The organism is Bailinhaonella thermotolerans (assembly GCF_003594875.1).
GTDB lineage: Bacteria > Actinomycetota > Actinomycetes > Streptosporangiales > Streptosporangiaceae > Bailinhaonella > Bailinhaonella thermotolerans.
In genome coordinates this window covers 827716-841757 of the sequence record NZ_QZEY01000001.1, presented here as the reverse complement: position 1 = coordinate 841757, position 14042 = coordinate 827716, and the positions used below count along the sequence as shown (strand labels likewise).

At 72.8% G+C, this 14042-nt stretch carries 13 protein-coding genes; 7 read left to right on the top strand and 6 right to left on the bottom strand.

The genetic code is table 11. The features are described 5' to 3' along the window. Nucleotides 1-27: 27 nt before the first annotated feature. The 7 genes from D5H75_RS04125 to wrbA all read left to right on the top strand — a co-directional run bounded on the left by D5H75_RS04125 (nt 28) and on the right by wrbA (nt 5012). Nucleotides 28-207 (top strand): hypothetical protein, encoded by a 180-nt coding sequence (locus D5H75_RS04125; protein ID WP_119924934.1) that lies wholly within the window; start codon nt 28-30, stop codon nt 205-207. A gap of 65 nt (nt 208-272) precedes the next feature. Beyond that, nucleotides 273-593 (top strand): Sec-independent protein translocase subunit TatA, encoded by a 321-nt coding sequence (gene tatA, locus D5H75_RS04120; protein WP_119924933.1) that lies wholly within the window; start codon nt 273-275, stop codon nt 591-593. A gap of 51 nt (nt 594-644) precedes the next feature. Then, entirely contained in the window at nt 645-1493 is an 849-nt protein-coding gene (gene tatC / locus D5H75_RS04115) for a twin-arginine translocase subunit TatC (RefSeq protein WP_242453959.1), read from the top strand. 34 nt (nt 1494-1527) lie between these two features. Continuing rightward, nucleotides 1528-2427, top strand: a complete 900-nt coding sequence (locus D5H75_RS04110; protein ID WP_119924932.1) for a diacylglycerol kinase — start codon at nt 1528-1530, stop codon at nt 2425-2427. A 165-nt stretch (nt 2428-2592) separates the two neighbouring features. Continuing rightward, entirely contained in the window at nt 2593-3075 is a 483-nt protein-coding gene (locus tag D5H75_RS04105) for a cation:proton antiporter regulatory subunit (RefSeq protein WP_119924931.1), read from the top strand. A gap of 5 nt (nt 3076-3080) precedes the next feature. Beyond that, nucleotides 3081-4241, top strand: coding sequence for a cation:proton antiporter (locus D5H75_RS04100; protein ID WP_119924930.1), 1161 nt, complete (start codon nt 3081-3083; stop codon nt 4239-4241). Between the two features lie 171 nt (nt 4242-4412). Continuing rightward, nucleotides 4413-5012, top strand: coding sequence for an NAD(P)H:quinone oxidoreductase (gene wrbA, locus D5H75_RS04095; protein WP_119924929.1), 600 nt, complete (start codon nt 4413-4415; stop codon nt 5010-5012). 44 nt (nt 5013-5056) lie between these two features. Here wrbA and lgt read toward each other — a convergent pair whose 3' ends face one another. The 6 genes from lgt to D5H75_RS04065 all read right to left on the bottom strand — a co-directional run bounded on the left by lgt (nt 5057) and on the right by D5H75_RS04065 (nt 13692). Then, complete coding sequence (gene lgt / locus D5H75_RS04090; protein ID WP_119924928.1) at nt 5057-5923, bottom strand: prolipoprotein diacylglyceryl transferase; 867 nt, start codon at nt 5921-5923, stop codon at nt 5057-5059. A gap of 88 nt (nt 5924-6011) precedes the next feature. Then, nucleotides 6012-8450 (bottom strand): PEP/pyruvate-binding domain-containing protein, encoded by a 2439-nt coding sequence (locus D5H75_RS04085; protein ID WP_119924927.1) that lies wholly within the window; start codon nt 8448-8450, stop codon nt 6012-6014. Next, a complete protein-coding gene (locus tag D5H75_RS04080; protein ID WP_119924926.1) occupies nt 8428-8877 on the bottom strand; it encodes a MarR family winged helix-turn-helix transcriptional regulator in 450 nt (149 codons plus the stop codon). Before D5H75_RS04080 ends, D5H75_RS04085 begins: the two co-directional genes overlap by 23 nt. A gap of 317 nt (nt 8878-9194) precedes the next feature. Continuing rightward, nucleotides 9195-9623, bottom strand: coding sequence for a hypothetical protein (locus D5H75_RS04075; RefSeq protein WP_119924925.1), 429 nt, complete (start codon nt 9621-9623; stop codon nt 9195-9197). Between the two features lie 440 nt (nt 9624-10063). Next, nucleotides 10064-11956 carry a DUF11 domain-containing protein gene (locus tag D5H75_RS04070; protein ID WP_119924924.1) on the bottom strand — a complete coding sequence of 631 codons (1893 nt, stop codon included), beginning with the start codon at nt 11954-11956 and terminating at the stop codon, nt 10064-10066. A gap of 770 nt (nt 11957-12726) precedes the next feature. Then, nucleotides 12727-13692: an esterase/lipase family protein gene (locus D5H75_RS04065; RefSeq protein WP_119924923.1), complete on the bottom strand. Its 966-nt coding sequence runs from the start codon at nt 13690-13692 to the stop codon at nt 12727-12729. Between the last annotated feature and the right edge of the window lie 350 nt (nt 13693-14042).

Below are 14042 nucleotides of genomic sequence, written 5' to 3'. Positions count from 1 at the left end.
GGCGGTTCGTCCGCTAGGGTCGCAGACGTGACCTGGGCGATCGTGTTCCTCGTACTGGCCACCGCCGGGCTGGTGGTGATCGGCGTGGCGTCCGTGCGCGTCTTCGTGGCCGTGCGGGGACTGGGACGTGAAATCCAGCGGACGCGGGATCTGCTTGAAGTCAAACAATCTACGTTGAAGAGCACGATTCAACACCGCGAGGGATGATGCTGCCCGCGCGGGAGCGTACGATCGGTGCTGAGGTTAACCCCGGCCTTTTATAAGGAAGTGTCATGCCGTTCAACCTGGGAGCCCCCGAGCTGATCATCATCGGGCTCATCATCGTGCTGCTGTTCGGCGCCAAGAAGCTGCCGGACACGGCGCGTGCGCTCGGCCGGTCCCTGCGGATCTTCAAGGCCGAGACCAAGTCGATGACGTCCGACGACGACCAGCCCACGGCCCAGCCGGCCGCCCCGCAGGCTCAGGCCGCGCCCGCCGCGCCGCAGCAGCTTCCCGCCGCCGCGCCGCAGCCCGCCGCGCCCCAGCAGCCGGCCGACGCCGTGGTCAACGGTGTCCCGGTGTCGGACGCCCAGCGCGACCAGCAGCGCCGCTGAGCCTGACACCGCCACCAGCCTGAGACATGACGGGAAGACAAGGACGGCTCGATGGTGTCGCTGAAGCTGCCGCGTCTGGGCAAAGGCCGCAGCGCGGCGAGCCCCGACGGCCGCATGCCGCTGATCGAGCACCTGCGCGAGCTGCGCGGGCGACTGGTCAAGTCGGTGCTCGGCCTGGTGCTGGGCGCCGTCATCGGGTTCGTCTTCTTCGACACGCTGTGGGACTTCCTCGTCCAGCCGTACTGCCAGTTGCCCCAGACGGTGACCAAGAACGGCACGTGCGAGCTGTACTTCCACAACCCGTTCGACGCCTTCCTGATCAACATCAAGATCGCGGCGATCTTCGGTCTCGTGATCGCGGCGCCGATCTGGATCTACCAGATCTGGGCGTTCGTCACCCCGGGTCTCTATCAGAACGAGCGGCGCTACACCGTCGCGTTCATGCTGATCGCCGTGCCGCTGTTCGTGGCGGGCGCGGCGCTGGCCTACGCCATCCTCGACAAGGGCCTGGCGATCATGCTGGGGTTCGCCCCCGACATGGTCAAACCCCTGATCGGGATGGACGAGTACCTCGGCTTCACGCTGGGCATGCTGCTGATCTTCGGCGTGTCCTTCGAGCTGCCGCTGTTCCTGGTGTTCCTCAACCTGATCGGCGTGCTGCCGCACGAGAAGGTGAAGAAGAACCGGGCGCTGATCATCTTCCTGATGTTCGTGTTCGGCGCGGTCGCCACCCCGACCACCGACCCGTTCGGCATGCTCGTGCTGGCGATCCCGATGGTGGGGCTCTTCTTCGCCGCCGAGCTGTTCATGTTCCTCCGCGACCGGCGCAAGCCCAAGGGCGAGGACTACTCCGGGCTGGACGACGACGAGGCGTCACCTATCGATTTGGGAACGCCCTAGCCCGTTCGAGGCTTTCTCCGGATATGTTCCGGGCGTGGCCCGTGAGATCGCTGTCCTGGTGAACCCCTCCGCGGGCGGTGGCCGCGGCCTCCGTCTGCTCGCCCCGCTCGTGCGGGCCCTGCGCGCCCGCGGGGCCGAGGTGTCCGTGCTGCGCGGCCACGATCCCGGCGAGACGCTGGAACTGGCCTGCATGGCGGTCGCCGAGCACTGCGAGGCCCTGGTGGTCCTGGGCGGGGACGGCCTGGCCCACCTCGCCCTCCAGGCGGTCGCCGGCACCGACACGCCCCTCGGGATCATCCCGGCCGGGACCGGGAACGACATCGCCGCCGCCCTCGGCGTCCCCGTGCGCGACCCCGCCGCCGCGGCCCGCATCGTCAGCGCCGGGCACGTCCGCGAGCTCGACGCCGCCCGCATCCGCCCGCAGGCCGGGGACCACGAGGGCGAGTGGTTCCTCAGCGTCGCCGCGTGCGGTTTCGACGCCAGGGTCAACGAGCGCGCCAACCGCATGGCCTTCCCGCGCGGGCGCGCCCGCTACGCCGCCGCCACCCTGGCCGAACTCGCCCGCCTGCGCCCGATCCCGTACACGATCACCCTCGACGGCGAGAAGATCGAGACCGAGGCCGCGCTCGTCGCCGTCGGCAACACCTCCATGTACGGCGGGGGCATGCGCGTCTGCCCCGCCGCCCGCCCCGACGACGGCCTCCTCGACGTCTGCGTGATCAAGGCGGGCACGGCGTGGGACCTCGTCCGCAACTTCCCTCGCATCTACACCGGCACCCACACCTCCCACCCGTCGGTCACCACCTACCAGGCCCGCCACGTGGCCCTGGAGGCCCCCGGCGTGATCGCCTACGCCGACGGCGAGCGCATCACCCCCGCCCCCCTCACGTGCACCGTGGTGCCGGGCGTCGTCAAGGTCCTCACCCCCGCCTGACGCGGGACGGGGGCCGGCCGTCCCCGCGCGGGAGGGGCGCGGGACGCCTTGTGGGGCCGGCGGGAGCCGTACGAGGGTGGGCCGCTCGGGGGTGTACGCGGGCTGGGCTGGGCGTTGGTAGGTTCGGGGGGACGTCATACGTATGAGCGGGGGAGGAGCGGCGCGGTGGAGGTCGAGCAGACGGTTCTGCCGGGGATCGGGTTGCGGCACGAGTTCGCGACGCGGGACGGCCGCCGCATCGGCGTGGTGTCCCACCGGACCGGGCGGCGCGACCTCGTGATCTACGATCCCGACGATCCCGACCGCGCCTGCGAGGTCGTCAAGCTCAACGACGAGGAGGCCGACGCCCTCGTCGAGCTGCTCGGCGCGCCCCGCATCGTGCAGCGCCTGAACGCCCTGCACCGCGACGTCGAGGGCCTGGTGAGCCTGCAACTGCCGATCCTGGCCGGCACGCCGTACGCCGGCCGGCCCATGGGCGACGCGCGCGTGCGCACCCGCACGGGCGCCTCCATCGTCGCCGTGGTCCGCGCCGGGCAGGTGTCCGCCAGCCCCGGGCCGGAGTTCGCGCTGGCACCCGGCGACATCGTGGTCGTCGTGGGCAGCCCGGAGAGCACCGCCGCCGTCGCCGACATCTTCTCCCAGGGTTAGGCCGCGTGCACCACACGGCCATCCTCTTCCTTGAATTCGGTGCGGTCCTCCTCGGTCTCGGCGTGCTCGGGGCGCTCGCCCTGCGCGCCGGGATCTCACCCATCCCGCTCTACCTGATCGCCGGGCTGGCGTTCGGCACCGGCGGCATCCTGCCCCTGGCCACGAGCGAGGAGTTCATCGCCACCGGCGCCGAGCTGGGCGTCATCCTGCTGCTGCTCACGCTGGGCCTGGAGTACAACGCCGACGAGCTCGTCACCAGCCTCAAGGGCAACGCCCGCGCGGGCCTGGTGGACCTGGTGCTCAACGCCGCGCCCGGCGCGATCGCCGCGCTCCTGCTCGGCTGGGGGCCGGTCGCCGCCGTCGCCATGGCCGGCGTCACCTACGCCACCTCCTCGGGCATCACCGCCAAGGTGCTGTCCGACCTGGGCTGGATCGGCAACCGCGAGACCCCCGTCGTGCTGTCGCTGCTGGTCTTCGAGGACCTGACGATGGCGGTGTACCTGCCGATCCTGACCGCCATGCTGTCCGGCCTGAGCCTGGCCGCGGGCGCGGTCACGGTCGCCATCGCGCTCGGCACGGTCAGCGTCGTCCTGCTCGTGGCCCTCCGCTACGGCCGCTTCATCGAGGCGTTCGTGGCCAGCCCGAACAGCGAGGTCCTGCTGTTGAAGGTGATCGGCCTGGCGCTGCTGGTCGCCGGGGTGGCCCAGCAGCTCCAGGTGTCCGCCGCGGTGGGCGCGTTCCTCGTGGGCATCGCGCTGTCCGGCGAGCTCGCCCACGAGGCCCAGGCCCTGCTGGCCCCGTTACGCGACCTGTTCGCCGCCGTCTTCTTCGTCTTCTTCGGCCTCCAGACCGACCCCTCCAAGATCCCCCCGGTGGCCGCCCTGGCCGCCCTCCTGGCCTTCGTCAGCATGATCACCAAGCTGGCTACCGGCGCGTACGCCGCCCGCCGCGCCGGCATCGCCCGCGCCGGTCGCGCCCGGGCCGGGATCGCCCTGATCCCCCGCGGCGAGTTCAACATCGTCATCGCCGGCCTGGCCGTGGCCGCGGGCGCCCACCCCGACCTGGGCCCGCTCGCCGCCACCTACGTCCTCATCCTCGCGGCCTTCGGCCCCCTCGCCGCCCGCCTGGTCCAGCCCCTCATCACCGCCATCGCCAAACGCGCCTGACCACCCCGCCCGCCGTACGGCGCAGCCGCCGCCCAGGCATACGGCGCGGCCGCCCGCCTCGCCGTACGGCCGGGCGCCGCGCCGTACGGTGCGAAAGCGCAGGTGAGGGGTTGTCCCGGCGCGACGGGGTACCGCCCCCTCGTAGGTCACGGCACCACGGGGGGAACGACCATGGTCAACGTCTCTGTCATCTACTACTCGTCCACCGGGACGATCCACCAGATGGCGCGGCTGATCGTCCAGGCGGCGGAGGACGCGGGGGCGCAGACGCGGTTGCGCCAGGTGCCGGAGCTGGCGCCCGAGGAGGCGATCGCCTCCAACGCGGCGTGGAGCCAGCACTTCGACAACACCAAGAACGAGCCCAAGGCCACCCCCGACGACATCGTCTGGGCCGACGCCGTCCTCTTCGGCACCCCCACCCGGTACGGCAACGTGGCCAGCCAGCTCAAGCAGTTCCTCGACACGCTGGGCCCGCAGTGGCAGCAGGGACTCCTCGCCGACAAGGTCTACGCCGGCTTCACCTCGACGATGACCGCCCACGGCGGCCAGGAGAGCACCCTGCTCGCCCTCTACAACACGATCTACCACTTCGGCGGCCTGATCGTCCCGCCCGGCTACACCGACCCCCTCAAGTTCGCCGACGGCAACCCCTACGGCGTCTCCCACGTCACCGGCCCCACCAACGACACCCCCCTGACCGACCCAGTGAAAGCCGCCCTAACCCACCTCGCCACCCGAGCAGTCACCATCGCCACCCGTCTGACCTCGTAAGACGGCGTCGAAGACTCTCATGCGGGTCGGCCGGTCGGCGGCCGTCACCCCTCGCTCGTTCCGCTGGTCGCCTCCTGCGTGGTCGGGGGCGCGGGTTCCGCGGTGGGCTCGGGGTGGGTTCGTCGGAGGTAGAGGAGGGCGGCGAGGAACAGGGCCAGGGAGGTCCATTGGTTGATTCGGAGGGTGAGGAAGGTGACCGCGTGGTCCACGGCGCCCACCGGGTCGATGCGCAGGCCCTCGATCCAGAAGCGGCCCGCGGTGTAGCCGGCGACGTAGAGGGCGAAGAGGCGGCCGTTGCCGAACGCGGGGCGGCGGGCGGCGAGGATCAGGGCGAAGCCGAGGGCGGTGGTCCAGAGGGATTCGTAGAGGAAGGTGGGGTGGTAGAGGACTCCGGGCTCGCCGCCGTGGGCGCGGTCGATCTCCAGGCCCCAGGGGAGCGTGGTCGGGCCGCCGTACAGCTCCTGGTTGAACCAGTTGCCCCAGCGGGCGATGGCCTGGCCGAAGGCGATGCCGGGGGCGACCGTGTCGGCGACGGCGCCGAGGGGCAGGCCGCGGCGGCGGCAGGCCAGCCAGACGCCGACCCCGCCCAGGGCGACCGCGCCCCAGATGCTGAGGCCGCCCTCCCAGATGAACAGGGCGCGGTAGGGCTCCTTGACCGCGCGGGGGCCGAAGTAGATCTGCCAGTCGGTGATGACGTGGTAGAGGCGGGCGCCGATCAGGCCGAAGATCACCCCGGGGAACGCGATGTCGGTGATCGCGCCCTTCTCGCCGCCCCGGGCCCGCCACCGGCGTTCGCTCAGCCAGATGCCGAAGCCGATCGCGACGATGAAGCACAACGCGTAGGCCCGGATCGGGATGAACCACAGGTGCCAGACACTCTCGGCCGGGCTGGGGATCGAGGCGAGCGCCATGCGCCGACGCTAACCCACACGGTCCCGCCCGGGGGCTTTCGTGACCTGATCGCGTTCGACCCGCGATCCGGGCCCGCGGCCGTGCCCGTCAGGGAGCGGGTTCCAGGCGGACGGTGCCCGCGGCGCCGTCGATCGTGATGAGCTGGCCGGTCCTGATCCGGCGGGTGGCGTCGCGGACACAGATGACGGCGGGGATGCCGTACTCGCGGGCGACGGTGGGGCCGTGGGCGACGGGCGACCCCGTCTCGGTGACCAGCCCGGCGGTCGTCAGGAACAGCGGGGTCCAGCCGGGGTCCGTGGTGGGCGCGACGAGGATCTCGCCGGGTTCGATGTGCGCGCCGGCCGGGTCGAGGATCACCCGGGCGCGGCCGGTCGCCTGCCCGGCGGCTCCCGCCATCCCGGTCAGGACCCCCTCCCCGGCGGGGTCGGGCGGGGCGAGCGCCTCCACGTCGGTCCCGTCGGACAGCAGGGCGCCCGGCACGACGGGCCGCCGCAGTTCCCGGTCGTACTCGGCGCGCCGGGCCGTGACCAGCTCCCGGTGGTCGGCCCCCTGGTGCACGGCCGCGCGGGCCTCGGCCAGGTCGAGGAACATGATGTCGCCGGGGTGTTCGAGCAGCCCCCGGGCGGCCAGGTCGGCCCCGACCGCCAGGAGCTGGCGGCGGGCCTGCTGAAGGGCCGGGAGCCAGGCGAACTTCCCCATCTCCCGCAGGCCGGTGAGCCGGCGCGAGCGGCGCATGAGGAACACCGCGAGCCGCCCGCGCACCGGACGGCGGCGCGGGGCCCGCCGCGCCAGCGTCCGGACCATCTCCTCGGCCCTGGCCGCCGCCCGGGCGAAGCGCCGGTCGGGGGCCTGGGCGGGGTCGTCCACCCGCAGGTAGTTGGCGATCGTGGCGAACAGCGGCGCCGGGTCCTCCTCCCAGCGGGGCACGCCGACGTCGATCTCGGCCGCCGCGCGCAGGCCGTACCGGTCGAGGAAGGCGGTCATGCCGATGTCGGGGAGGTCACCGGCGAGGTGCCGCGCGGCGAGCTCGCCGGGCGGGGTGTGCAGGAACAGCTCCCGGTGCTCGCGCGCGTTCACCGCGACCCGCCACAGCGCGAGATCCATCTCCGTGGTCACGTTGTACGGCATGCCGCCGAGGACGGTGTCCAGCTCGGCCTCGGTGGCGACGCCGTCGAGCAGCCCGGCCGGGGCGACGCCGGCGAGCATCCCGGCGATCAGCGGCCACATGAGCCGTATCATCTCCGGGCCCATGACGGCCCGCTGGGACTCCTCGGTCACCCAGCGGAGCCGTTCGGCCGGCGTCATCGGCCCGGCCGGCGGGGTCGTCCGGCGGCGGATCTCCTCAAGGGCGCGATAGGCCGCGGCGCGGGCGGCGTCCGGCCGCGCCAGGCTCCGCGTGAGGCCGAGGACGGCGGCGGGCGCCAGCCGTACGGTCATCCGTGCGGCGTTGCCGAGGCGGAGCGGCAGTCCGGGGCGGGGGGCGAAGCGCGGGTCGTCCAGCATCCGCTCGACGGCGCGGCGGACCCGCGGGCCGTACACCTCCAGTGAGGCCGGCAGCCGCTTGCGCAGGGGCCCGCTGCGCATGAAGTCGGTCAGGTCGAAGTAGAGCCGCCCGCCGATGGGGACCAGCCGGGGCAGCGGGTCGCGCGGGTCGATCCGGGCGCCCATGGTCCGGAACCACATGCCCGAGCCCGTCTTGAGCAGCGACACCCCCATCGGGGTCATCGGCCGCAGCATCCCCTGGATGTGGCCGACCTCCAGGTAGAGCCGCGTGTCGCCGGTGTCCGGCGGGGCCGGGAACAAGGTGGTGACCGGCCGGGACTGCAGCAGCCACAGCACCCCGTCCGCGTCGAACGCCCACTCGACGTCCTGCGGCGACCCGAAGTGCCTCTGCAGCCGCAGCCCGGCCTCCCGCAGTTCCCGCAGCCGCGCCGCGTCCAGGCATCCGCCGTCCTCGGGTACGGCGGCCGCCCGGTGGTCCAGGACGTAGTGGTCGGGGACGACGGTGCCCTCGACGACGGCGGTGCCGAGCCCGGGCGCGGCGTCGACGACCATCTCGGTGCGGCGGCCGGTGATCGGGTTGGCCGTGAACAGGACGCCGGCGGCGACGGGATCGACCATGCGCTGGACGACCACGGCCATCGCCGCGTCGCCGACGCCGGCGTGGGCCCGGTAGGCGACGGCGCGCTCGGTGTGCAGGGAGTCCCAGCACCGGCGGACCGCCTCGATCAGCGCGGCGGCGCCCTCGACGCCGAGGAAGGTGTCCTGCTGCCCGGCGAAGCTGGCCTCGGGCAGGTCCTCGGCGGTGGCGCTGGAGCGTACGGCCACGCGCCCGCCGCCGAGCCGTTCGTAGGCGTCGAGCAGCTCCTTCTCCGGGAGGTCGCGGGACCTGTAGGACTCGACGGTCAGGCAGAATCCCGGGGGGACGCGTTCTCCCGCGCTGATCATCTCGCCGAGCCCGGCCGCCTTGCCGCCGACCAGATCGATCATGGTGGCGTCGATCTCAGACAGGTCGATCAGCTTCATCCCGCATCCTCCTCGCGGCCTTGGCGAAGATCTCCATGGACTGGAGGACGATCTCCCGCTCGTCCTCGGTGAGCCGGTTCCAGAGCGCCATCTGGGCGTCGATGCGCAGGTCGCGGATCCTGCGGAGGGTCTCGGCGCCCCCGGCGCTGATGCGGATGCGGCGCACGCGGCGGTCGGCCTCGTCCTCGTAGCGCTCGATCAGCCCGCGTCGCACGAGGTCGTCGAGGATGCGGCTGGTGCGCGAGACCGATCGGTCGATCAGGGCCGCCAGCTCCTTGACGGTCGGCGCGCCGCCCCGCTCCAGGACCTGGAGGATGACCGAGTCCAGCATGCGCAGGTCGTCGTGCTCGTGCATGCGCACCAGCGACGGCAGCAGGTCGCGCTGCATCGAGGCGAGCAGTTCGAGCAGGCGCTCCCGGTCATCCATTTGCCACCCCGCATTGGTTGCGGACCCGCAAGCAAATTAACTCCGCGGGAGCGGGCCGTCCAGACCTCGGGCCGGGGCCGGCCCCGGGACGTTCACCTCCGGGACGTTCACGGAACCTCCGGGACGTTCACCGGAACGTCCCGGGGACGTTCACCGGAACGTCCGGGATGTTCACCGGAACCTCCGGGATGTTCACCGGAACCTCCGGGACGTTCCCGGGCCCCGCCGGACGGCCGCCGCCGGGATGCCGGTCGGCATCCCGGCGGCGGCCGGGCGTCCGCGCGTGGGCGCGGCGGGTGGAGGGGTGGATTCGCCGGTCACCACCCGGACCCTGCGGGGTCCTGGGGCTCGGTGGTCGCGGGGCGCATCACGGTGCAGGGGCGGCCCATGCTGGTCAGGCGTTCGCTGCCCGGCTCGTGGTACCACAGCTCGGCGCAGATCGGGGTGCCCGCCGGGACGTCGAAGGGAACCCGGAAGATGAGCTGCTTGCCGTCGTAGGCGTGGTTGTTGGTCTTGCCCGTCCGATCGCCGGCTTTGATCGTGTAGTGGTAGGTCCCCGCCTCACCGCAGTTCTTCAGGTGGGACAGGTAGAGGGTGCCGGCCTTGGCGGCGGCCCCGGCGCATTTGTCGACGCCGGCCGAGGCGGGCGCGGGCGCGGCCACCGTCAGCGCGGCGGCGGCGCTCGCCGCGATGAGCACGCGCGCCAGGACGCCGCGCCGGGGATGGGATCGCGGGCTGATGTTCATGATGCCTCCTTGTGCGTTGCGGGTTTCCGGGTGAGCGGCGGCCGCGTCCTCCCGGCGCCGGAACCGCTTCCGGCGCCGGGGCGTCGCGGCAGGGTCGGTTGACGGGTCGGGAGCGGGCGGCGGAGCGGCCCGGCGCCTGGGGCCGGGTCATGAGGCCGGGGACACCTCGCGGCGAGCTTCGCGGCGTGGCGGGCACGGCCGCGCGGAGCGTGACCGGCGAGGCGGGGGCGGCCGGACCGCCCGTCCCCCGCGCCCAGCACGAGATGCCGCCGCGGTCGTCGTTCAACTACTGTTCGTAGTTTTCCCAGGTGAAGGTTAAGGTAATCCTGCCCGGCCCCGACCGGCGAGGTCTCGGCCCGCGCCGGGCGGGGCCGTACGGCCGGGTCGGCGGGGAGGGGTGTGCCCGCCCTGGGCCGCAGGGCGGGCACGGGGGGCCGGGGTCATTCAGGCTGCTGGTGGCCGATCCAGTTGACCTGCAGGTTGAGACGTTCGGCGTCGGCGGGGGAGAAGGGGGCGCCGTCGGCGCGCCAGAAGTAGAGGCGGAAGCCGGTCGGCGCGGCGCCGGACACCTGGGTGAAGCCGTTGGGAACCCAGGACTGCCCGGCGTCGAGTGACGTGAGATACACGGGTGTGGCGGTGAACCCGGCGTCCGTGGTGTCGACGTCGATGAAGACGGTCTTGTCGCTGTACCACCGCCAGCCCTTGCCGGGCTCGGTACGGCCGGAGGCGGTCAGGCCGCAGGCTTCGGGGCAAGGCGCGGGGACGGGTGAGCACCCGCCCTGGCCGCCCCAGCCGCCCTGGCCACCACAACCGCCGTGGCCGCCCTGGCCGCCCCAGCCGCCGTGGCCGCCTCCGCCGCCGGGCGGGCAGGACGCCGGGGGATAGGCGCACAGGGTGATCGTGCTGGTCCCGGTGCCGGACTCGGCGGTGGTCTCGTTGGCCCGGGCGCGCGCGATGTTGCGGATGGAGCCCGGCCTGGTGACCGCCGCCTTGAGCTCCAGGTGCGCGCTCGTGCGCGGGGCGAGCGTGCCGACGTGCCAGACGCCGGTCGCCGGGTCGTAACCGCTGCCACCGCTTCCGCCGGTGGCGGTCGCCGAGACGTACGTCAGGTTCCGGGGCAGCCGGTCGGTGACGCTGACCCCGGTGGCCTCGCCCGGGCCCTGGTTGGTGACCAGGATGTGGAACGTGACGATCTCGCCGACGGTGACCTGCGTGCGGTCGGCGGCCTTGGTCAGGGACAGCTTCGTGGCGCGCTGCCGCGCGGTCGACACCGCGTTGGAGACCGATCGCTTGCTCTCGACGGGGCTCTCCATCGTGTTGTCGTACGTGGCGACGGCCTGGTTCTCGATCGGCCCGCCGCCCGAGCGGTCCACGGTGACCCGGAACTGCGCCGTGGTGGACACCGGCGTGGTCTCGCTGGTCTCGGTGAGCCGTCCGCCCTTGGTCGCCGTGGCGCCCTCGCCGAGGTGGAAGGTGACCGTGCGTGAGGCGGGGTCGTAGTACGCGCGGCCCTGGCCCCGGTTGTCGGGGAGCGTCTCCCCGGTGCCCGGGCCGTGGGTGATGCGCAGGGATCCCGGGACGTAGCTGGTGCCGGCCGGGATGGTGTCGGTGAGGATGAGGTTGTCGGCTGGAGAGCCGCCCTCGTTGGTGGCGGTCACCTCGTAGGTGAGGGTGTCGCCGGCCTTGACCTCGCCGCTGGCGGGGACGACCTTCTTGGTCAGCACCACGCACGGCTCGGTGCCGAAGGAGATGTCGTCCAGGAAGTTGCCGACGCTCTTGTCGTTGGACGCGGTGGGGCCGGCCTCGAAGCCGAACCGGGTGCGCCGCTGGCCCGCGGGGACGATGTAGACGCCGGAGTGCCGGCCCCAGGACTTGCCGTTGACCAGCGGGGTGTCCTTGCCGGGCTTGCCGTTGACGGGCTCGTTGTTCGGCTGGAACTTCTGTCCCTCGGCCGGGACCGGGCCGATGCGGACGTACATCGTGTCCTCGCCGCGGCGTCCCCGGTGGGACAGGCTCCAGTACAGCTTCTGGCCGTCGACCGGGGTGTCCAGGTCCTGGTACAGCATGGACGGCTCGTTGGCGTTCAGCTCGGCGAACTGGGGGTCGCCGGCCTTGCTGCTCTCGACGCCTTCGTAGTTGTCGCCGGCGCGCCAGATCTCGATCTGGCCCTCGCCGCCGCGCTCGGTGGTCTTCCAGCCGGGCACCTGGCCCTTGTTGAAGAACTTGGGATGCTTGCGTTCGCTCTGAGGGATCTCCGGCTTGTCGAAGCCGCCGTTCTCCAGGCGTACGGGCTTGCCGCAGCCGCCGGGTGCGGGGTTCTGCGCTTCGGCCATGATGAGCCGCCTTTCCTGTGTGGGCCGCTGTCGCGGCCGGCTGTGGAGCGATGCGCTCCGGTGGGATGTGGGCCCGCCCGAGGGCGGGCATGCGCCCGCCACCGGCCGTACCGGAGCCGGGGACGGGGGATGACGTGCGCTGATGACGCGAGGGCGCCGAGACGGAGCCGTGGGTACGGCGGGCGCGGCCGGGGGCCTGCCGGGCGGGACGGCCCGGAAGCGGGGATGTCGCGCGCGCCGGGCATGACCGGTGACGCGCTGGACGGGAGGGCCGCGTGCGACCGGCTCGGGCGATGCCGGCCGGCTAGGGGCGGCCGGCGCGGTGGCGCGGGAACGCGCTCACCGGGGAGGGCCGGTCAGAGGATGAGACTGCCGGTCCGGGCGAGTTCGCCGGCCGCGACGGGCCGCCGCCACGACAGCCGGGTGCCGGTGACCTCCGGATCCGGCCGGTGAACGCGACGGCGCCGGTCGGGGCGGTGTGGAAGAGCGGGGGTTCGGCTGCCCGTGAGTGCCGTGCGGCCGGAGGCCGCGGGGGGACGGCGGGCGGGGCGGGGAGACATGATCGACCTTTCTTCGCTTACCGCAGTCATTTGACTACTGTCAGTAATGATGCCTGGGTAAAGCCCCTGCCCACCATCACGATAAGGGAGATGACCGTCACAACGGGTTAGTGCTGGGTGGCCGGAAGGTCGGCTTCACCCAGCCGATCCCGTCCCCGCGAACGCCCCGGCCCCGGCCTCCCGCGTCGCGGGGAGGCCGGGGCCGCCGGATCAGAGGGGTGAGCAGTCGGGCTTGTCGGTCCAGGCGGCGGCGCAGCGGTAGAGGGGGAACGCCTCCACGTAGCCGTAGCGGGCGCCCAGGGTGAGGTACCCGTTCACGTCCACGCGGCCGGCCAGGTAGTGGTCGACGGCGGTCGCGGAGACCTTCTCGCTGTAGGGCGGCGGGGCGGTGGAGGTGGGCGTGGGGCCGGGGGTGCCGCCGCCGGAGCCGATGATCTGCCTGATCAGGTTGAAGACACCGGTGTCGGTGGGGAACTGGAAGTGGTTCACGCAGGTCGGGGCCAGCCGGTTGTCCGCCCCGGCCAGCTCCGCCGACACGCTCGGGCTGACGTTGGTGTCGCAGGTCGAGCGCAGGGTGGTGTAGCGCACGGCGGGGGAGCCGGGGACCTCGGTGCCCGCGTTCAGGTCGCGCAGCCAGGCCGAGCCCACGGCGAACTGGCGGCACGAGGTGTAGGTGTTCTGGCAGGCCGAGGCCGTGGTCGTGCCGTGGTGGGGACCGGCCATCGAGAAGTAGTGCGAGACCTTGGCCTGGGCGCCGGGCACGTGCTTGAGGTAGGAGCGCGCGGCCAGCGTCGAGGCCGACCACGTGACCAGGATGACCTTCCGCGCCCCGGTCCGGCTCAGCACCTGGTCCACCTTCTGGCCGATCTCCTGCCCGGCCCGGGTCAGGTCGCCGGTCATCTTGGTGCTGTCGGTCCAGGTGACGGCCCGGTCGGCGGGCCAGCCGGCGTTGACGAAGTTCGTCCGCATCGTGCTCATGTACGACGTGTCCCCGGTCATCCCCGGAATGATGATCACCGGGTCGGGTACGGCCGCGCCGGCCGCCCGCGCCGCCGTACCCGAGGCCGGACGGGACGAGAGCGCGACGAAGGCCACGGCGACCGCGAGCGCGACGAGCGCGGCGGCCAGGGCAGAGACGGGGCCGCGGAGGACCGCGGCGGTTCGGTGCTCGGGCATGGGCCCACCTCCTGGGAAACCGAGGGGGAGTTCACAGCCCGTCGTCCGGGACGTGAACGTTCGGTCGCCTCCATGTAAAGGGGCCCGGCCCGCACTGGCTCCGTCCCGCGTTCCCACTCTTTCCGGCCGCCGCCTGTGACCCGATCACATCGACGCCCCTTCCACGGCCGCTTACGTTCGTGCTGCCGGGATCCCGGCCGCCTGTCCCGGGCCCGCCCGGCCCCGGGGCCGCGCCCGATCCTTCCGTACCTCCCACCGCCAGTGATCGGAGAGGGAGTTCACGCCGCGTCCCGTGATCCTCCGTCCGTCCTGTGACCCCCCGCGCGCCGGTGATCCCCGGCGTCGGCCGC

Excerpts from the sequence above, each read along its gene's own strand:
- D5H75_RS04070 (WP_119924924.1), bottom strand. The coding sequence starts at position 11,956 with ATGGCCGAAGCGCAGAACCCCGCACCCGGCGGCTGCGGCAAGCCCGTA.
- D5H75_RS04075 (WP_119924925.1), bottom strand. The coding sequence starts at position 9,623 with ATGAACATCAGCCCGCGATCCCATCCCCGGCGCGGCGTCCTGGCGCGC.
- lgt (WP_119924928.1), bottom strand. The coding sequence starts at position 5,923 with ATGGCGCTCGCCTCGATCCCCAGCCCGGCCGAGAGTGTCTGGCACCTG.
- D5H75_RS04080 (WP_119924926.1), bottom strand. The coding sequence starts at position 8,877 with ATGGATGACCGGGAGCGCCTGCTCGAACTGCTCGCCTCGATGCAGCGC.
- D5H75_RS04065 (WP_119924923.1), bottom strand. The coding sequence starts at position 13,692 with ATGCCCGAGCACCGAACCGCCGCGGTCCTCCGCGGCCCCGTCTCTGCC.
- tatC (WP_242453959.1), top strand. The coding sequence starts at position 645 with ATGGTGTCGCTGAAGCTGCCGCGTCTGGGCAAAGGCCGCAGCGCGGCG.
- D5H75_RS04085 (WP_119924927.1), bottom strand. The coding sequence starts at position 8,450 with ATGAAGCTGATCGACCTGTCTGAGATCGACGCCACCATGATCGATCTG.
- tatA (WP_119924933.1), top strand. The coding sequence starts at position 273 with ATGCCGTTCAACCTGGGAGCCCCCGAGCTGATCATCATCGGGCTCATC.
- wrbA (WP_119924929.1), top strand. The coding sequence starts at position 4,413 with ATGGTCAACGTCTCTGTCATCTACTACTCGTCCACCGGGACGATCCAC.